The organism is Acidobacteriota bacterium (assembly GCA_026393675.1).
Taxonomy (GTDB): Bacteria; Acidobacteriota; Vicinamibacteria; order Vicinamibacterales; family JAKQTR01; genus JBAXOX01.
On sequence record JAPKZQ010000014.1, the window covers coordinates 22,159 to 41,303 of the forward strand.

Sequence of the window (19,145 nt, forward strand, 5' to 3'; positions counted from 1 at the left end):
CCAAGATTCGCGCTTTGGGCTACGGCGAGCCAAGGCTTCGAGGTGAGACGCTCACGCAGGTTATGGAATCGTCTCTATTTAGTCCAGCGTCCCATCCAGTCCAGAAACGTGTGATACCACAAGGCGCTGTTCTGCGGCTTGTTGATCCAGTGCCCTTCGTCGGGGAAGTACAGCAGACGCGACGGCACGCCCTGGCGCTGCAGCGTCGTGAACAACTGAAGACCTTCGCCGATGGGCACGCGGAAATCAAGCTCGCCGTGCGAGACGAGCGTCGGGGTCTTGAAGTTCTTCGCGTAAGTATGGGGCGACCACTTCGCGTAACTCTCCGGGTTGGTCCACGGCATCCCTCCCAGGTCCCACTCGGGGAACCAGAGTTCCTCGGTGACGCCGTACATGCTCGTCAGGTTGAACACGCCGGCGTGTGAGACGATCGCTTTGAAGCGATCGGTGTGGCCGAGAAACCAGTTCATCATGTAGCCGCCGTAGGAGGCGCCCGCCGCGACCTTCCGCGTGGCATCCACGTAGGGCAGCTTCTCGGCGGCGTCGACGCCCTTCATCAGGTCGTCGAACGGCTTGCCGCCCCAGTCGTTGCTGATCTCGTCGGTGAACTTCTGGCCGAAGCCCGTCGACCCGCGCGGATTCGGCATGAAGACGACGTAGCCCGCCGAAGCGAACACCTGCGCATTCCACCGGTAGGTCCAACCGTCGTTCCATGCGCTCTGCGGGCCGCCGTGCACGAGATAGAGCAGCGGGTACTTCTGTCCCTCCTTGAAGGTGTTCGGCTTGACGATCCAGGCCTGCACTTTCGCGCCGCCCGCGCCCTCGAACGTCACGGCTTCTCCGGCCTTCAGGCTGAACTTCGCGAGAAACTCCTTATTGATTGCGGTGACCGCCGTCACGGCTGTGCCATCGACAGCGGCCCTGTAGATCTCGGCCGGCGCGGTCAGCGATTGACGTGTGAAGACCAGCGTCTTTCCGTCGGCCGACACCTGCACGTCGCCGTTCGAGCCGTCCTTGAGGATGAGCCTGGGCGCGCCGCCAGTCAGTTCGGCCCGATAGACTTGCACGCCGCCATCGTTCTCAACCGTCAGGTAGACGGCCTTTGAGTCGGGCGTCCAGGCCCAGCCGTCGACCGGCCGATCGAAGTCCCCGGCCACAATCTTCCGCTCGCCGGTCGTGCGATCGACGAGGGTCAGCGTCCACTTGTCGGCCTCGAATCCGGCTCGCTGTTGCGATCGCCACGACAGGTACTTCCCGTCTGGCGAGTATTGCGGCCCGGAATCGGCACCTTTGCCGGTTGTGATCTGTTTCGGTTGCGCGCCCGGCGTCTGAAAATCAAGCGTGAAGATATCGCTGTTGGTGCTGACGGCCTCGACGGGATCGGTCTTGGTCGCGTACGCGATCTCCCTGGAGTCGGGCGAGAAGGCGTAGTCGTCGGGTCCGCCGAGCGAGAAGGGCGGCACGTCTGATCGACCGGGCGTCAGATCGCGCGGCGGCGCCGAACCGTCGGCTGGCATAACAAGCAGGTGGCTGTAGCGTCCATCTTTCCAACTGGTCCAGTGGCGGAACAGCAGGTTGTCGACGACGCGCGCCTTCGTCTTGGCGGCCTGCTGCTTCTTCAACAGCGAATCGTTGCACGTGGCTTCGCCGACGACATTACCGTTGCATTCCGGAAAGACGTCCGACACAAACGCGATCCACTTGCCATCGGGCGACCACGTCACGCCGGATGCGCCGGTCGACAACGTGCCGAGTGCACGCACAGTGCCCGTGCCGAGCGTGTAGATGACGATTCTGGAATCGGTCGTGTCGTAGGCCAGTTGCTTGCCGTCCGGCGACCAGCGAGGCCGGCTTCCCTGGATGGTCAGCGCTTGTGCCGAGACGGGCGGCACGAATGAGATCTGAGTACGTCGGCTGTTGCCATCCAGGTTGACCTCGATGGCGACGTACGCGATCCGCGTGCCATCAGGCGAGAGCTGCGGGTCGGAGATACGCTTCAACTTCAGCATCTCCTCTACCGTGAATGGTGGAGGGGCCTGCGCCCACACGACTGGCACTGAGGCCAGGACGATGGCAGCGAGAACGAGAAGAAACAACGCGCGGCGATTCATGAGTGCCTCCTGCGTCGATCGAGAACCTGAGTGCCGGGTCTGACAGCCTCCGCCAAGGCTACGGCGGTCAGACCCGGCACCTGGCGAGAGCGTTCTGCCCCGTCCGGCCGAGGATAGCACGGGGATTGCGTAGGCAAACCACGCCACGCCGCGAATGCCCGCAGATCGGGCACATATGGCCAGGGACGTTGCAATTTCTGTAACGCGGATGGCGCGCGGTGATGGCAGAAAATGCCACGTCACATTCCGGGCGAACTCCTTGCGGTGCGGGGCGCCATCTGGCGGCTTCGCAGCCAGACCCTCCACGCCGATTGCACCGAGCTGGAACTCGAGCCTATCGAGCCGGACAGTCGCGCCGACATGACAGCCGACCTGCCGTTCGAACCCGCCGACCCGGGTCGCGCCCCGGCCACGCTGGAGCGTGGCGATCCCAGGGAAGCCCATGTGGGCATCTCGGCACAGCAGCCGGGAGTGGGGATTCGGGCGAACCGTGTCGGGAATGAACTCCTGGGAACGCCGGGCTCCAGCCCGGCCCGCGCCCACCAGGCAGCGCCTGGGTCCGGCCTGCCGGTCAGGCCGGCCGGCTGCCCGGACACACGAACACGTGTGCTGCTCGAACCGTTCGACCGGCCCGAGTCGATCGCCCGGGTGCCTGCCCCGGTCGTCGTCACGCGGCGCGCCTGGATGGTGGCGCTGCTCGACGCGCTCTCTGGTGAGCGCCGGTGCGACCAGCTCTCGGCACCAGTCGCGGCCGCCATCGACATCCTCCCCTACCAGCTCGAGCCCGCGCTCGCGATGACGGTGCGCGGTGTGCCGCGCGTGCTCCTGGCTGATGCGGTCGGCCTCGGCAAGACGATCCAGGCGGCGCTGGTCATAGCCGAACTGCTCGCGCGCCGCGCGTTGCAGCGCGCGCTCGTGCTCACGCCGTCCGGGCTGCGCGACCAGTGGGCCGGGGAACTCCGCGACCGGTTCGGCCTCGAACCGACCGTCGCCGACGCGGCCTGGTTGCGCGCCGCGCGCGCGGATCTGCCGGCGTCGGTCAATCCATGGTCCGTCGGCAACCTGATCATCGCGTCGATTGACTTCGTGAAACGCCCAGACGTTCTCCGAGGTCTCGATCATCTTAACTGGGACATCGTCGTCATAGACGAGGCGCATGCCGCATCAAGCGACAGCCTGAGGCGCGCAGCCGCGCATGCGCTTGCACGCCGGGCTCGCCGGGTACTGCTGTTGACCGCCACGCCCCACTCCGGCGACCAGTCGGCCTTCGATGCGTTGTGCCGGATTGGCGCGGCCGCGGATGACGAGCCCATTGTTCTGTTCAGGCGATCGAGAACAGACGTCGGCTTCAAGATCCCGCGGCGTGTGCATTTACTGCCCGTGCGGCGGACCGACGCGGAGCGCGAGTTGCACAGACGGCTGCTGGCGTACGTGAGGAGAATCTGGCGCGAGCGCAGAGGCGAGGCCGGATCAGACGCGAGGCTGGCCACAATCGTCCTCCTCAAACGCGCGTTCTCGAGTATGGCGTCTTTGGCCGAGTCGCTCGAATTCCGGCTGGCACATCTGGCCGACCCCGTCTCGGCGCTCGTCGCGCAACTCGACCTGCCACTCGACGCAGACGCTTCGTCGCTCGACGACACGCCGATGGTGTCGCTGGTCTCGCCAGGGTTTGACGACGAGCCTGAAGAACGGCGTGTGCTGGCGTCGCTTGTCGAGTTGGCGCGTGCAGCTGTCGAGACCGACAGCAAGATGCGTGTCCTTGCCCGACTGTTTCACCGGGTGTCGGAGCCCTGCATCGTGTTCACGGAGTACCGCGACACGCTGACGGCGATCGAACGCGCACTGCCGGCTGGCGTCTCGCGCGCGATCCTGCACGGCGGGCTGGATCGATTGTCGCGGGCCGAGGCGGTTCGGCAGTTCGTCAGTGGTGCCGCGCGTGTGCTGCTCGCGACCGACGCCGGCGGCGAAGGCCTCAACCTCCAGGCCACGTGCCGCCTGGTCATCAATCTCGAACTGCCCTGGAATCCCATCCGGCTCGAACAGCGCATCGGTCGCGTCGACCGGATTGGCCAGCGGCGCACGGTGCACGCCATCAATCTGGTCGCAGCCGGCACCCACGAAGCGAGCCTGCTCGCCCGCCTGGTCCATCGACTCGAGTGCATTCGCGACACACTGGGTTCGGTAGACGAGGTGCTCGGACCGGGCGGCGACATGACCATCGCATGCGTCCTGGCTGACGACCCAGGCGCTACGGCACCCTGGTCGCAGCAGCCAGCCCTGACGCCGGCGCCGCCGTTTTCGCAGGTTGAGCGCATGTCGCTTGACGAGGAGGCCCGGCATCAACGCATCAACCTGATCGAGCATCGCGCGGTCCGGGCAGCCCTCGCACGCCGCACGCGTCCCCGGACTCGTGGTCGCGGCATGGCGTCCGGGCGATGCGCGTTGCCGAAGGTCGCGGCCGTTTCCGTGCGCCGCCTGCGCGGTCGGTTTGCGCAACCTGGCGCACTCGCCGTGTACCGCGCCACGACGGTTGACGGGGCGGGCCGGCTGGTGGACGAAGCACTTCTGCCTCTCTTTACGCCGTTCATGCTTCCGCACCTGCGCCGCCGGAGCGACATCGTGGCGATGGCGCGGGAGTGGCTGTCGGCGTTTCGCCCGGGATCCGATGCGCTGGCCCTGCGGTGCGCTACTGAACGCCTCGACAGGACGCGCGACATGCACGCGCAGGAGATGGCCGCCGGTCTCTCGCGGTCACGCGCGCAAGGACTTGTCTCGATCGGCGAGGGGCTGATGATCCAGGGCGGTCTCTTCGATCGCCGGACCGAGCGCGAAGCCGGCGAACGACAGCGCGAAACAGAAAAGGAAGACACATCGACATCAGTTCCGGCGATGACGCCCGGAGCACGAAACGACATCGCCCTGGCGCAGCGCCCCGAACTTCAGTTCATCCTGATGGTGACGCCGTGACGCCGCGCAGCCACCTCGGCCTGCCCGGTGTCACCGGCACGCTCGTATCGGGGGTCTTCGCGGAACGCCGGCTCACCGACATGTTCGCCGGACAACTCGGCGAGTCGACTCGCCAACGCGCATGTCACGCCATCGGCTCGTGGTTCAGACGACACGGAAGCCGGCTCGGCCCAGCGTCGAGCCTGCGCACGCTGGCCGGTTCGGGAGCCGGTCCGCTCGTCCAGGCGCTGGGATTTCACCTGTGCGAAAGCCGGGACCAGACACGCGGGAGGATGCTGCCCGCCGTGGCACATGCGACTGGTGCAACGCTGCCGGTGGCGATCTTCCAGTGGGGCGAGCCGATGGATCGAAGCTGGACTGACATCGCGAGGCTTGCTGTGCACGCCGGCACGGAATGGGTCGCTTGCTTCAACGGCCGCAGCCTCCGACTCTGCGACGCCCGTCGCACCTACGCCCGGGACTTCATCGACTTCGACCTCGAAGTGGTCGCGGCCGCTCCGGCGTCGTTCGCGCTGTTCTGGGGACTGCTGCGACCAGAGGCGCTCGGCGAACTCACGCGGCGCATCACTGTGGAATCAGCCCGCCACGGCGTGGCGGTCTGCGCGTCGCTGCGCGACGGCGTGCGCGAGGCGCTGGCGCTGTTGCTGCAGGCATTACTCAATGCCAGCCGCGAAGACCCTTACCGTTCCGCCAGTTCGGCGCATCGGGACGCAGTCCTCGAACAGGCGCTCACGATCATCTACCGCATGTTGTTCCTGTTGTTTGCCGAATCGCGGGGCCTGGTGCCCGTGTGGCATCCGGTGTATCGCGCCAGCTACACCATCGAAGCGCTGCGCACGCAAGCCGAGCGCCCCGGGGGCCGGCGGGGTCTGTGGGAAGCGTTCCAGGCGCTCTCGCGTCTCGCACATTCCGGCTGCCATGCAGGCACGCTGCGCGTCACGCCCTTCAACGGCCGTCTGTTCGCACCGGCTCGGACGCCGCTCGCCGAACGACGCCGGCTCGACGACGACCTGGTCGGGAACGCCCTTGTCGCGTTGACGACGAATCCGGGTGCCAATGGCCGCGAACGGATCTCGTTCCGCGATCTGGGAGTCGAGCAACTGGGCGCCGTCTACGAAAGCGTGCTCGACTACGAGCCCGTCATCGCACGCGCACCGCACGGGTCATCGACCGGCGGGCGTGGTCCAACGACTGCGGTCGGCGTGACGCTGGTCGCCCAGCGCGATCGACGAAAGGCGAGCGGGACGTTCTATACACCGCAGAGCATGACGGACTACCTGGTCCGGCAGACGCTTCATCCGTTGGTGTCGAGCGCCACCGCGGAGCAGATTCTCTCGCTGCGCGTGCTCGATCCCGCCATGGGCAGCGGAGCGTTCCTCGTCTCCGCGTGTCGGTACATGGCCTCGGCATACGAGCAGGCCCTCGTACGCGAACGGGGTTGGCTACCGGCCGACGTCACCGAAGCCGATCGCGCCGGATTCCGCAGGCTCGTCGCACGGCGCTGTCTCTACGGCATTGATCTGAATCCGATGGCCGTGCAGGTCGCTCGCCTGTCGTTGTGGCTGGCCACGCTCGCATCCGATCGGCCGCTGACCTTTCTTGATCATCATCTGGCGGTCGGAGACAGCCTGCTGGGCGCATCGCTCGACGATCTGGCGCGGCAACCGCCCGGCGCGGGGCGATCGCTGCGAGGTTCATCCACGCTGCCGCTGTTTGATGAAAGTGACGTCGGCTCGACACTCGAACGGGTGCTGCCCGTGAGGAACCAACTCGAAAGCGTCGAAGACGATACGGCCGAGGCTGTCCACGACAAGGAACGGCTGCTGGCCGGGTTGTGGTCGGCGTCGAGTCCGCTCGTCCCGCTCAAGCGAGCGGCCGACCTCTGGTGTGCGTGCTGGTTCTGGGACGCGGGCGAACCCACGGCACCCGACGGGCGCGAGTACGCGGACCTGCTGGCAGCCGCGCTGCACGGCCAGTCGGCGCTGCCGAAACGGCTTGTCGAATCACGCCTCGCGCGGGCGAGGCGCATCGCCGAGGGGCGGCGCTTCTTTCACTGGACCCTCGAATTCCCCGAGGTCTTCTTCGACGGCGACGGCCGGCCCGCCCGCAACGGAGGGTTCGACGCAATCGTGGGGAACCCTCCGTGGGAAATGCTCAGGGGTGATAGCGGTCCCGACGACCAGCGCGAGAATCGGCGCGTCTTCGCCGCACAGGTCACGCGATTCGCCCGCGCGGCCGGCGTCTACGGGTCTGTCAATCACGGCCACGCGAATCAGTACCAGTTGTTCATCGAACGCAGCCTGCGCCTGGTCCGTCGGGGCGGACGGGTGGGCCTTGTCGTGCCATGGGGACTGGCATCGGACCACGGATGCGCCGATCTTCGGCGCCTGCTATTCGAACAGTGCAACACGGATCGACTCGTCGGCCTGGAGAACGCTGCCGGGATCTTTCCTATCCATCGGGGTGTGCGCTTCCTGCTGTTGTCCACAACGGCCGGCACACCAACGCGGCGAACGCGTTGCCGATTCGGCGCACGTGATCCGTCCGAACTGGACACGATTGTGTCTGGCGCCGCGCGGCGCCTCAGTCGCGACTCCGCCGTCACCATTACGCCGGAGTTCTTGAAGCGCGTGTCCGGACCCGGCATGGCCATCCCCCATCTGCGTACCCGGCAGGACATGCGCCTCGTCGAACAACTGGTCGAACGCTTCCCGCCGCTTGCGGACCGTCGCGGATGGGGTGCAACGTTCGGGCGGGAACTGAACGCCACCGACGATCGCGGCCTCTTCACGACCAGCCCCGGCGACATCCCCATCGTCGAAGGCAAGCACGTGGATCCGTTCGTCGTGCACGTCTCGGAGTGCGACCAGTGGATCGCCAGCCCGGAAGCGCTCATGCCCCGAACTGTCTGGCGCGCCGCCAGGCGTCCGCGACTCGCGTATCGTGATGTCGCTTCGTCTTCAAACCGCCTGACGCTTATCGCCGCGATTCTGCCGCGCCATACGATGGCCGTCCACACGGTGTTCTGCCTGAAAACGCGGATGTCGCTTCGGGATCAGACCTTTCTGTGCGGCATGCTCAACAGCCTCGTCGCCAATTACCTGGCGCGGCTGTGGGTGACGACCCATCTGGGCACAACGACAGTGGAGCGATTACCGATGCCTCGACCCGACGCGCTTTCGGATGAGTACGCGCGCATGGCCGCACTCGCACAACAGCTTGGGCGACCCAACCGCGACTGGAACGCGGTCTACGCCAGGCTCCAGGCCGTGGCGGCACGGCTGTATGGCCTGTCGCCAGAGGATTTGCAGCTGGTGCTTGGTTCCTTTCCGTTGGTGGATGACGCTATTCGGCGGGCCGTCGTTTCGGCTTTCGTGGAGTTGGGATGATGCCGTTCGGCGGGCCGTTATGGCAGCCGTCCCGGAGTTGGATGGGACCTCCATAGAGAGGTAAACTTACGGGAGACGGTTTCAATAGCTGCGTAAGCGGCCCGTACTGCGGCCGCCTTCGCTGGCGGCTTCGGCGAGCCAAGGCCGCGAGAACGGGTTTTGAAACCGGTTCTTAGCAGTTGTCGTCCTATTTCCCACCGGATGCCGGTGGTTCATACCGCAGGAGACCGCCATGAAAGGGAACCCGCAGATTCTCAAGGTGTTGAACGAGCGACTCGCCGAAGAGTTGACGGCCATCAGCATGTACATGGTGCACTCCGAGATGTGCGCCAACTGGGGCTTCGAGAAGTTGCACCAGGCCTTCGAGAAGCAGGCCATCGACGAAATGAAGCATGCCGAGATGCTGATCGGGCGCATCCTCTTCCTCGAGGGCACGCCCACCGTGTCGAAGCTCAATCACATGAAGATCGGCGCGAACGTCACCGACATGATCGTCGCCGACGAGGACGCCGAGTCTGGCGCCATCAAGAACTACAACGACACGATTGCCGCGGCCGTCAAGGCCGACGACAACGGCACGCGTGAACTCATCGCCAAGATCCTGCTCGACGAAGAGCGGCACATCGACTGGGCCGAAACCCAGCGCGAACTGATTGCCCAGATGGGGCTGCAGAACTACCTGGCGAATCAGGCGTAACGGCGCCGATCGCCGAACGCACCCTCGGCTAGCGCCACGCGACCAGGAGGCTGCCGGCGAGTACCAGCAAGACCGTCGCTGTCAGGCCGGCAAACAGCCAGTCGCGGCGCCCGGTGTACTCGATGACGGATACGAGTACGCGCAGCGCGGGCGTGGCCATCAGAATGACAAGGCCGGCGCGCAACAGCCAGTCACCGGCTGAGTGCGCCGGCCACAGCACCGCGAGCGTCAGTCCCAGCGCGAGCACGATCGTGCTCAACCCGCTTCCGATCAGGAGCACGCGGCCGAGAATCCGTTCCAGTTCCTGTGTCGACGCTGCCGGCGAGTGGGTCATTTCGCCGCCCTCACAATCATCAACACCGCTACGACCAACAGGATGCCGCTCATGATGAGCTTGAGCCTTCGAGCGCGCAGCCGCATGGCGAGCCGCAGACCCAGTCGCGATCCCGCGAGCACACCGAGGACGGTCGCGGCCGCCAGCGTCGGAAGGATGTAGCCTTGCCCGTAGTAGATCACCGCCCCGGCCGTGGCGGTGACGCCAATCATGAAAGCGCTTGTCGCCGCCGCAGCCCGAAGCGGCACCCCGCACCACGCGTTGAGCACCGGCACCTTGATGATGCCCCCGCCCAGGCCGAGCAGCGTCGAGACATTCCCCGCCACGAGCGATGCCAGTAGCGCCAGCCGCAACCGCTTCACGCGGTAGATCACCGTGCGGCCAGCCTCGGCGTCGTAGAACCTGCCGCCAAGCATGCCCGGATCCGCATCGGGCTCGGTAATCACGTTGCGGCGATCGAGCCTCGTCAGCATGACGCCCGCGACGGCGCAGGCCACGACCGCGAACAACCACTCGATCGTCCGTTCTGAGAGATACCGTGCCGTCAGGCCGCCCATCAGACCTCCAACGGCGGTCGCGATTTCCAGCACCAGTCCGAGGCGGAGGTTGATGAGCTGTCGTCCAGCCGAGTGCGCCGACACCGTGCTCGATGTGGCAATCACCGTGATGAGGCTGATGCCGACGGCGGTCTTGATGGGCAACCCCGCCGCCAGCACGAGGAACGGCACCAAAAACACGCCGCCCCCAAGGCCGAGCAGCGCGCCCATCGTGCCTGCAACGGCACCCATCACGATCATCAATCCCAGGAACAATGGCGACATCGCTTGACTCGCATCACCCCAGATACTACCCTCGCCCCGGTTTACGTGAAACAGACACGTCACATCGTGGCTCGGCGATTCTCCCTTGCGCGAGGCGCGCTGTTGATGGTCGCGTCAGTTGCGCTGTTCCATCTTACCCACATGTCCGCACAAGCACTTCCTAGCGCCGATCTCGTGGTTCGCAACGCCCGTGTCGTCGTCGGTGATGGCCGCATCATCGTCGCGGCTGACGTTGGGATGCGAGCCGGGATCATCACCTTCATCGAACCAGCCGGTGCGAGGGATTCTGGCGCAGGATCCGCCAGGGTCGACATCTCTGGCGCACGGGTGGTCGACGCCGCGGGCCGCACGGTGATCCCGGGACTGATCGACGCGCACGTACACGCCGAAGGATGGACGCTGCCGGTCTTCCTCAAGTACGGCGTCACCAGCGTCCGCGACCTGCATAGTGACGGCCCCTTCATCTTCCCGCTCGCTAAGGACGACAGTCCTGCGCACCCGCGCATCGTGACGTCGGGACCGTTGATTGATGGCGTGGGCAGCTTCCGGAAGAACGCCGTCCAGGTGGCGAGTCTCGGCGAGGCGCGAGCCGCCGTGCGCCGGCTCGTCGACCAGGGCGCGGCCGTCATCAAGGTCTACACGCGGCTCGACCCGGTCCTGATTGCGGCGGTCGCATCCGAGGCACGAGCCCGCGGGGTGCCAGTAGCCGCGCACCTCGGCTTTGCCACCGCGACGCAGGCGGCCGACGCCGGCGTCACCAGCATCGAGCACCTGAGCGGCATTGCCGATGCCGCTTTCGATGACCCGCAGCGACTGCTGGCCGCGCATCAGGACTTTCTCGGCGGCTGGACGGCCTTCGAACTCGAGTGGCAGCGCATTCCGTTCGCGCGCCTCGAATCGGTCGCAAAGCAACTGGTCGCTCACGGCATCGTCATCGTCCCCACGCTGGCGCTCCACGAAGCATTTGCCCGCATGGCCGATGCCGACTTGATGAAGGATCCCGCGCTCTCGGAGGTGCCAGAGAGCGTCCTCAAGGTCGGATGGAATCCGGCCGACATCATGGGACGCGCGAAGTGGACGGCGGCCACGCTCGCGGCGTTCAAGCAGACGCTGCCCATCCTCCAGCGCTTCGTAGGTGTGTACGCGCACCTCGGTGGCCGGATCGCAGCTGGTACCGACACGCCGCAGCAGTTCGTCGTCCCAGGCGTGAGCCTGCACCGCGAGCTGGAACTCTACGTGGCATCAGGACTGACGCCGGCGCAGGCACTCAGGACCGCGACGGTCGAGGCGGCCACACTGCTCGGTATTCAGGATCGGGTCGGGCTGGTCGCGGTTGGCAAAGCGGCGGATCTCGTCATCCTCGACGCCGACCCGCTCGCCGACATCCGAAATACGCGCAGGATCTGGATGGTCGTCAAAGGGGGGCACGTCATTCCGTAGGGGCGACGCATGCGTCGCCCTATGGTCTGCTTCCCCCGGCCCAAGGCTTCAGAACCGAGTAGAGCGCGCTCATGATTGGCGTGGGAACACCTGCCGCGCGGCTGCGGCGAACGACCGATCCGGCCAGCGCCTCGAGTTCGATGCGCTTCCCCATCTGTAAGTCAATCAGCAACGACGAACGCGTGGCCGCCGGTAGCGCGGTGACGTAGTTGGCGACGTACTCCATCAGGCTGGCGTGATCGCGAATGCCGACACCCTCGGCCCGCGCGACGCCCTCGACCTCGCATACCGCCGCCATGATCTGCTCGTAGATGAACGGATCGTCTCTGAGCGGACCGATGGGCAGACGCGCCGCGCCGGTAAACGCGGCAAACGGCGACAGGTAGATAAACTTCTCCCACATCGCGACGCGCGCATCGGCCACGGCTTCGGCCTGAATGTCGGCCGCAGTCATCACGGTGGCTATCCGCTTCACGCGCTCGGTCACGGTCGCGCGCTCACCGAACGCCTCACCAAACACGATGCGCCTGTGTACGCCGGTCTGTTCAATGAGCCCAGGCAGCGAAAGGGCCGTGGCAATGTAGGTCGGGCCGCCGAGGACGCGCTCCTCGCCGACCACGGTGGCCACCTCGTCTATGGAGTCCACCCCGTTCTGCAGCGAAAGGACCACGGTAGCCGGGCCGAGCAGGGGCTTGAGCCGCGGAAGCACCGTCTCGTTGTCGTACGTTTTGACGGCCAGCAGGACGACGTCGACCGGCCCGACCTTCGCCGGGTCGTCTTCGGCCTGCGCCCGCACCGTAAAGTCGCCCAGCGGACTCCAGACCATCAGGCCCCGCTCCCGGATGGCCCTGAGATGCGCACCTCGCGCAAGAAAGCTCACTTTTTGACCTGAAACAGCGAGTTTCGCCCCGTAATACCCGCCAACGGCTCCGGCCCCAACGACCGCAAAATGTATCGACATATCGGCAACTTACCATACGTCCGATCACAGGTCGTCATTCCGGCGAACGCCGGAATCCAGTCAGCGTACCTCTCTGGATGCCGGCTTCCGCCGACATGACGAAGAACCGGTCGTCAGTCGAGCGAGATGATGGGCCAGCCGCGCGCTTCGGCCTGCGCGCGGAGCTGCTCATCCGGATCCACGGCGACCGGGTTGGTCACCTTCTGCAGAAGCGGCAGGTCGTTAATGGAGTCGGTGTAGAACCAGCTCTCGCTGTAGTCAGACAATCTCTCGCCTCGGGAAGCGAGCCACTCCTCGAGCCTCATCACCTTGCCCTCGCGGAAGCACGGCGTTCCCCGCTCCCGTCCGGTGAAGCGCCCATCAACTTCCTCAAGTTCGGTCGCCAGCAGATTCTTTACGCCGAGCATCTCCGCGATCGGTCCCGTGATGAACCGGTTGGTCGCCGTGATGATCACCTCGACGTCTTCGCGGTAGCGTTCGATGAGCGCCCTGGCGCCAGGGCGGATCATCGGCAGCACCTTTGACGTCATGAACTGCGCGTGCCACGCGTCGAGCTGGCTGCGCGAGTGGTCCGCCAGCGGCTTCAACTGGAACGCGAGAAACTCGGAAAGGTTGAGCACGCCCGCCTTGTACCGCTCATAGAACTCGAGGTTGCGCGCCTCGTAGGTGGTGCGATCGAGCACGCCCACGTCGATGAGCATCTGGCCCCACTCATAGTCGCTGTCGCCGGCGAGCAGCGTGTCGTCGAGATCGAACAGCACGAGGCGTTTCATCCGGGCTTCCGTCTCCTGCCGGGACGCGGGACTTGAGGTTCCCGCCTTCGCCGGCCCCAGTGGCGAAATGCGGGAGGACGGTTTCCGGAACGGCCCCTCGAACCAAGCCGACAGCGAAGTCCTGAGCGAAGTCGAAGGGCGTCAGTCTGCAAAACGTGCCGTGAGGGCCAGGACAGGCTCGGGGCTAGGGGCCCCGATCGTAAGGTCGGCGACACGTCCCGGTAAGGCTCGTTTTGCCGGCTTGTGTGAGCGGGGCCGCGGAGGAAACCGCCGTCCCGCTCACGCCGGCGCGATTCGTCGCGCCCTGTCTGAGGGTCAGCGTTTGACGACGCCGATGTTGGCGATGGTCTCGCCTTTCGTCATCGACGGCACGGCGCGGATGAAGAGCACCTCGCCTGCAACCGGCGCGCGTGCCTCGAGAATCACCTTGCCAACGTAGTCGGTCACGTAACCGATCTTCATCCCGGCTTCGACCGTCATGCCACGTTTCACGAGCGGGTAGAAGATGCCCGTCTGATCGCTGGTCACCGCCGCGATCTTCTCGACCCACACAGGATTCTCGACGACGGCGGCCACCCCCGAGAGCATCTTCAGGTGCCGCATGACGTTGACCGAACCGTTGACGAGCGCGGCGATGTCGTCGGTGTCGGTCGTGCCGGCGTGCCCGGCCTCGGCAGTGATGGAGGGTTTGCCGCGCGTTGATGCGGTGTTCTCCAGGTAGCGCGAGGCTGCGGGGTCTTTCGGTCTGTCGGCGGAGATGATGATGTGATCGAGGCCAAAGGCGAGCACCATCTCCTTTGAGATGGCGTCCTGGCGCGCGTTGCCCGTGACAGTCCAGTAGGAATATGGCCGCAGGCTCTCGTCGATGTCGCCGCCGTGCAGATCGATCAGGTGGTCGCACTGCTCGACCACTTCCTTCGTCATCAGGAACGACGCTCGCTCGGTTTGCGTCCCGTCCATCTTCCCGGGATAGAACCGGTTCATGCTCTTGCCGTCAACCGGGTTGACATGCGCGACCTTCTGCTCGAACGACGCGACATTGACCAGTGGGACAAGGATGACGGTCCCGGTGATCTCGGCCGGATTGAGCGTCTGGATGAGGCGCTCGACGGCAATGATCGAGCTGTACTCGGTACCGTGGGCGCCGGCAACAATGGCGAGAACAGGGCCAGGCTTCGCGCCGTGCACGATGGCGACAGCAATGTTGGTGGCGGCATCGACGCCGGCCGGCACCACGATGGCGCCGGTTGCCTTCTGCCCGCGCGTGGCGGTGGCCGTGCCGACCTTCATGGTCGGGTGAGGATCCACGGCTGGAGCGGGTGCCTTCTGCCCCGGCGCCAGCGTGATCGTGAGTGCCAAGAGTGTGGTTGTCAGCATCATGCGCCCCCTGATCCCGGAATTTTCTTGAGCCGTTGGCCGTGACCGGCATGAGCATACCAGTTCCAGCCTGGGCTGGAGCCCCGGAGGGGCTGCGCCCTTGTATACTCTTCGCATGAGTCGCATCCTCATCGTCGAAGATGATGACGATATCGCCCAGCTCGTGCACCGGTATCTGACCAGGGCCGGCCATATCGCGGACGTGGTCCGGGCTGGAGACGAGGCCCTGTCGCGTGTGCGGGAACGCACTCCAGATCTCATCATCCTGGATCTGATGCTGCCGGGTCTCGACGGACTCGAGGTCTGCCGCGCGCTCCGCGCGTCGCCCGGCACCCGGGCCCTGCCCATCATTATGTTGACGGCTCGGTCGGAGGAATCGGATCGCGTCGTCGGCCTCGAACTGGGCGCTGATGATTACGTCACCAAGCCGTTCAGCCCCAACGAGCTTGTTGCGCGGGTTGGTGCGCTGCTCAGGCGCGCCCAGCGATGGGCCGAGTCGGGCGAGCCCACGCTCAGCTTCGGCTCGATCGTCCTTGACCGCGATCGCCATCGGGTCACCGACGAGAACCGCGACGTACGGCTGACGGCCAAGGAATTCCTGCTGCTTGAGTACCTGCTGCAGCACCGGGGCCGCGTCCTCTCGCGCGACCTGCTCCTGACCGATGTCTGGGGGTACAGGTACACGGGCGGCACCCGCACCGTCGATGTTCACGTCCGACGCCTCCGCGAAAAGCTCCCGTTGCTTTCCGATGCCATCGAGACGGTCAAGCAGTTCGGTTATCGCCTGATCGAGCCAATCGGTCTTCACGACGAAGACGCCGTGCCCGGCACGGGGGGATCAGGGCGGTGACATTCAGGGGCCTGCGCGGACGCACGTTCCTGGCGGTGTTCGGGGTCGCCGCCATCGCACTCGTTGTTGCGACGGCCCTCATCCTGTCGTCGCTTCGCACGCAATTGCTTCGCGCCATCGAGCGCAGCCTTGTCGCCGAGGCCCGGATGGCCGCCACACTGCTCAGCGAGCATCAGACCGACGGGTCGGTCGCTGCGCTCGATGGCGAGGCTGATCGCGTCGGGGCGATGACCTCCGCACGGGTCACCTTCGTGGCGCCCGACGGCCGGGTGGTCGGCGATTCCGCCGAAGATCTCGCCGGCCTGGCCAAGCTGGACAACCACAACGCACGTCCCGAGATCGTGACGGCGCGACATGTCGGGTTGGGAATCGAGCGGCGGCACAGCGCCACGCTCGGGATTGACCTCCTCTATGTGGCGGTCGCCGTCAGGCACCCGGTCGTGTCGATCGTGCGGCTTGCACTGCCATTGACCGATGTAGATGAACAGGTCAATGCGATTCGCCGCGGACTGCTGCTGGCGCTTGGCGTCGCGCTCGCCTGTGCCCTGGGACTGGCGTGGCTGTCGTCGTTGCTGGTCGCCCGCCGGGTCGACGCGATTGCGGTGGTGGCCCGTCGCTACGCCGGGGGCGATTTCTCTCATCCGTCGCGCGACTACGGCAGTGACGAACTCGGCACCGTGGCCCGCGTGCTGGATGCCACCGCCCGTGAACTGGGAGGCCGGATTTCGGAACTGGCCCAGGACCACGCCCGCATGGAGACCATGCTGGCCGGCATGCTCGAAGGCGTCGTGGTCGTGAACGAGCAGGGCCACGTGCATCTGGTGAACAACGCCGCGAAGCGACTGCTGCGCATCGAGGGGCAGGTGACAGGTCAGCCCTATCTGGACGTTGTTCGGCTGCCCAGTCTCGGCGACCTCATCGCGAGCGGCCTCGAAGGCCGCACGCCGGATGGGCTCGAGTTTTCGCCTCCGCGTGACGTCAATCGCACGGTCGTCGCGCGCGTGGCTCCCATCGGGACGTCGGGTTCGAACGGCGCCGTGCTCGTCCTCCACGACATTACCGATCTGCGCCAGGCTGATCGGATTCGACGCGATTTCGTCGCCAACGTCTCTCACGAACTGCGCACGCCGCTCACGGCTATCCAGGGCTATGTTGAGGCGTTGCAGGACGAAGACGCGCCGGAACCAGACGAGGCCCGCCGCTTCCTGGAGATCATCGCGCGCCACGCCAGGAGAATGGAGCGGCTCGTGCACGACCTCCTGCGGCTGGCGCGGCTCGAGGCCGGTCAGGAGCCGGTTGAACGGGCGCCGGTCTGGATGACGTCGATATTCAACGAAGTCGTCACGGAGCTGGAGCCCGCCATCGCCGCCAAGCGGCAGCGGGTCATCACCCATGTCGATGCGGCGGCAGCCACGCTGCTGACCGACACCGCCAAACTCCACGACGCTATTCGGAATCTCGTTGAGAACGCGGTGGCCTACGCGCCGTTCGACACGACGATCGAACTGACGGCGGCCCCCGATTCCGGCGGGACACCGGAGGCGCCCCGCACGGTCGTCACGGTGGCCGACGATGGCCCCGGAATCCCGGAGGTCGATCTAGTCCGTATCTTCGAGAGGTTCTACCGCGTGGACAAGGCCCGCTCGCGCGAATCAGGCGGCACGGGCCTCGGCCTGTCCATCGTCAAGCACCTCGTGGAGGTGCTGGATGGGGATGTGCGCGCGGCGAATCGCCCGGATGGCGGCGCCATCTTTACGATTACCCTGCCATAACGGGATCGAAGTGCTTCGCGCAACATCGACTACCGACGGCGGGCCCCTGTGGCCGCCCGGCCCTCAAGATTCCTGGCCGGCCGCTCCCGTCCCGGGTTCTCCGGCATCCCCCCGGCGGTGACGGACGTCCAGGGCCTCGACAAGGAAGATCGCGTCTTCGGCCATGTTGGTCGCGTGGTCGGCAATCCGCTCGAGGCTGCGGCTCACAATCACCAGTTCCATGCCGCGCTCAATCGTGCCGGGATCCCAGGTCATGTGATCGAGCACGATGCGCAGCACGCGGCTCTTCATGGCATCCACCTCATCGTCCTGCCGCAGCACCTCGCGCGCGATGGCGGCGTCCCGGTCGAGAAACGCCGTGAGGCCGTCGCGGACCATGGCCAGTGCCCGCTGGGCCATCGTCCCAACCTGGATCATCTGCGGAAGCGCTGGTTTGTTTATCAGACGCAGCGCGGCCTCGGCGATGTTGACGGCTTGGTCCCCCAGTCGCTCGAGATCTCCGTTTGCCTTGATGGTGGCTACGACAAATCGCAGGTCGCCGGCCTCCGGGTTCTGGAGGGCCAGCAGGAGCAGCGCGCGCTCGTCGACCTGGATCTGCAGCTCGTCGATGTCACGATCGCGATCGATCACGAAACGCGCCGAGTCCGCATCACGATCCACGAGCGATCGGACGGCCAATGCCAGCCGTTCCAGCACGAGATCGCCCATCCACGAGACCGTGCGGCGCAGTACGGCCAGATCTACGTCGCGTTGAAGGCGTAGCATTAACCGAACCTCCCGGTGATGTAGTCTTCGGTGTGTTTTTCGCGCGGGTTGGTAAACAGGTCCGCGGTCCTGCTGTACTCGACGAGCCTGCCCAGCCAGAAAAATGCCGTAGAATCCGACACGCGAGCGGCCTGCTGCAGGTTGTGGGTCACGATCACGATCGTATAGTCCCGCTTCAGCTCGAAGATCAACTCCTCAATCTTGAGCGTCGCGATCGGATCGAGCGCCGAACAGGGTTCATCCATCAGAATGATCTCGGGCTCGATGGCAATCGCGCGGGCAATGCACAAGCGCTGCTGCTGACCGCCCGACAGTGAGAGGCCACTGGTATGCAACCGGTCCTTGACTTCGTCCCAGAGCGCTGCGCCCTGGAGTGAGCGCTCGCAGGCCTCGTCGAGCGTCGCTCTGTCTTTGATCCCTGCAATGCGCAGCCCATAGACGACGTTCTCGAATATGGACTTCGGCAACGGGTTGGACTTCTGAAAGACCATACCGACGCGCCGCCTGACCTCGATGACATCCGTCGTCGCCGCATTGATGTCCTGCCCGCGCACCAGGATGCGTCCCGTCACGTGGACGTTGTCGATAAGGTCGTTCATCCGGTTGAAGCAACGCAGCAGCGTGGATTTGCCGCACCCGGATGGCCCGATCAAGGCGGTCGCCTGCTTCTCCGGCAGGTTCATGGTGACATCGAAGAGCGCCTGGTTGGTTCCGTACCAGAGGTTCGCGTGATCGACCACGATGGCCGGCGTGCCGGCCGCCTTCGCGCCCGGGTGCTGCCGGTTCGCCTCGGCTTGCACGACGGCCTCGGCGCCGACCGTGACGCGCATCCGGAAGCCGGGGCTTTCAGTTGGTGTCTGCACGTCAGTCATGCCGTGTCCTGAGTCC

Annotated in this window: 14 protein-coding genes; 6 read left to right on the forward strand and 8 right to left on the reverse strand. The window is 65.7% G+C overall.

Going from position 1 to position 19,145, the window contains the following annotated elements; translation table 11 throughout:
• Positions 1-74 precede the first annotated feature (74 nt).
• Positions 75-2,111, reverse strand: coding sequence for a S9 family peptidase (locus NT151_04505; protein MCX6538182.1), 2,037 nt, complete (start codon positions 2,109-2,111; stop codon positions 75-77).
• A gap of 231 nt (positions 2,112-2,342) precedes the next feature.
• Here NT151_04505 and NT151_04510 point away from each other — a divergent pair, with 231 nt between their 5' ends.
• From NT151_04510 to bfr, 3 genes are all read left to right on the forward strand, one after another.
• Positions 2,343-5,078, forward strand: coding sequence for a helicase-related protein (locus tag NT151_04510; GenBank protein MCX6538183.1), 2,736 nt, complete (start codon positions 2,343-2,345; stop codon positions 5,076-5,078).
• The gene (locus NT151_04515; protein ID MCX6538184.1) at positions 5,075-8,467 is read left to right on the forward strand and encodes an N-6 DNA methylase; all 3,393 of its coding nucleotides are present in this window, start codon (positions 5,075-5,077) and stop codon (positions 8,465-8,467) included. The genes NT151_04510 and NT151_04515 overlap by 4 nt, the downstream gene beginning before the upstream one ends.
• A gap of 232 nt (positions 8,468-8,699) precedes the next feature.
• Positions 8,700-9,164, forward strand: coding sequence for a bacterioferritin (gene bfr / locus NT151_04520; GenBank protein MCX6538185.1), 465 nt, complete (start codon positions 8,700-8,702; stop codon positions 9,162-9,164).
• 28 nt (positions 9,165-9,192) lie between these two features.
• Here bfr and NT151_04525 read toward each other — a convergent pair whose 3' ends face one another.
• Together NT151_04525 and NT151_04530 are read right to left on the reverse strand one after the other, a co-directional pair.
• The gene (locus tag NT151_04525) at positions 9,193-9,498 is read right to left on the reverse strand and encodes a DUF1634 domain-containing protein (protein ID MCX6538186.1); all 306 of its coding nucleotides are present in this window, start codon (positions 9,496-9,498) and stop codon (positions 9,193-9,195) included.
• Entirely contained in the window at positions 9,495-10,319 is an 825-nt protein-coding gene (locus NT151_04530; GenBank protein MCX6538187.1) for a sulfite exporter TauE/SafE family protein, read from the reverse strand. Before NT151_04530 ends, NT151_04525 begins: the two co-directional genes overlap by 4 nt.
• Before the next feature lie 45 nt (positions 10,320-10,364).
• On the opposite strand from NT151_04530, the gene NT151_04535 reads away from it, so the two are divergent.
• Positions 10,365-11,759, forward strand: a complete 1,395-nt coding sequence (locus tag NT151_04535) for an amidohydrolase family protein (protein ID MCX6538188.1) — start codon at positions 10,365-10,367, stop codon at positions 11,757-11,759.
• A 19-nt stretch (positions 11,760-11,778) separates the two neighbouring features.
• Here the strand turns inward: NT151_04535 and NT151_04540 are convergent, their stop codons facing one another.
• The 3 genes from NT151_04540 to NT151_04550 form a co-directional block, all read right to left on the reverse strand.
• Positions 11,779-12,720 (reverse strand): 2-dehydropantoate 2-reductase, encoded by a 942-nt coding sequence (locus tag NT151_04540; GenBank protein MCX6538189.1) that lies wholly within the window; start codon positions 12,718-12,720, stop codon positions 11,779-11,781.
• A gap of 113 nt (positions 12,721-12,833) precedes the next feature.
• Positions 12,834-13,493, reverse strand: coding sequence for an HAD-IB family hydrolase (locus tag NT151_04545; GenBank protein ID MCX6538190.1), 660 nt, complete (start codon positions 13,491-13,493; stop codon positions 12,834-12,836).
• A 315-nt stretch (positions 13,494-13,808) separates the two neighbouring features.
• A complete protein-coding gene (locus NT151_04550; GenBank protein ID MCX6538191.1) occupies positions 13,809-14,873 on the reverse strand; it encodes a M14 family metallopeptidase in 1,065 nt (354 codons plus the stop codon).
• A 112-nt stretch (positions 14,874-14,985) separates the two neighbouring features.
• On the opposite strand from NT151_04550, the gene NT151_04555 reads away from it, so the two are divergent.
• Positions 14,986-15,720 carry a response regulator transcription factor gene (locus NT151_04555; GenBank protein MCX6538192.1) on the forward strand — a complete coding sequence of 245 codons (735 nt, stop codon included), beginning with the start codon at positions 14,986-14,988 and terminating at the stop codon, positions 15,718-15,720.
• Positions 15,717-17,492 carry an ATP-binding protein gene (locus NT151_04560; GenBank protein MCX6538193.1) on the forward strand — a complete coding sequence of 592 codons (1,776 nt, stop codon included), beginning with the start codon at positions 15,717-15,719 and terminating at the stop codon, positions 17,490-17,492. Before NT151_04555 ends, NT151_04560 begins: the two co-directional genes overlap by 4 nt.
• 63 nt (positions 17,493-17,555) lie before the next feature.
• Here the strand turns inward: NT151_04560 and phoU are convergent, their stop codons facing one another.
• Positions 17,556-18,257: a phosphate signaling complex protein PhoU gene (gene phoU, locus NT151_04565; protein ID MCX6538194.1), complete on the reverse strand. Its 702-nt coding sequence runs from the start codon at positions 18,255-18,257 to the stop codon at positions 17,556-17,558.
• On the reverse strand, positions 18,257-19,129 hold the full coding sequence (gene pstB / locus NT151_04570; protein MCX6538195.1) for a phosphate ABC transporter ATP-binding protein PstB: 873 nt from the start codon (positions 19,127-19,129) through the stop codon (positions 18,257-18,259). Before pstB ends, phoU begins: the two co-directional genes overlap by 1 nt.
• Positions 19,130-19,145: the final 16 nt, after the last annotated feature.

Coding starts and splice junctions, on each gene's coding strand:
- NT151_04505 (MCX6538182.1), bottom strand. CDS start 2,111: ATGAATCGCCGCGCGTTGTTTCTTCTCGTTCTCGCTGCCATCGTCCTG.
- NT151_04510 (MCX6538183.1), top strand. CDS start 2,343: ATGCCACGTCACATTCCGGGCGAACTCCTTGCGGTGCGGGGCGCCATC.
- bfr (MCX6538185.1), top strand. CDS start 8,700: ATGAAAGGGAACCCGCAGATTCTCAAGGTGTTGAACGAGCGACTCGCC.
- NT151_04525 (MCX6538186.1), bottom strand. CDS start 9,498: ATGACCCACTCGCCGGCAGCGTCGACACAGGAACTGGAACGGATTCTC.
- NT151_04530 (MCX6538187.1), bottom strand. CDS start 10,319: ATGTCGCCATTGTTCCTGGGATTGATGATCGTGATGGGTGCCGTTGCA.
- NT151_04540 (MCX6538189.1), bottom strand. CDS start 12,720: ATGTCGATACATTTTGCGGTCGTTGGGGCCGGAGCCGTTGGCGGGTAT.
- NT151_04545 (MCX6538190.1), bottom strand. CDS start 13,493: ATGAAACGCCTCGTGCTGTTCGATCTCGACGACACGCTGCTCGCCGGC.
- NT151_04550 (MCX6538191.1), bottom strand. CDS start 14,873: ATGATGCTGACAACCACACTCTTGGCACTCACGATCACGCTGGCGCCG.
- NT151_04555 (MCX6538192.1), top strand. CDS start 14,986: ATGAGTCGCATCCTCATCGTCGAAGATGATGACGATATCGCCCAGCTC.
- phoU (MCX6538194.1), bottom strand. CDS start 18,257: ATGCTACGCCTTCAACGCGACGTAGATCTGGCCGTACTGCGCCGCACG.
- pstB (MCX6538195.1), bottom strand. CDS start 19,129: ATGACTGACGTGCAGACACCAACTGAAAGCCCCGGCTTCCGGATGCGC.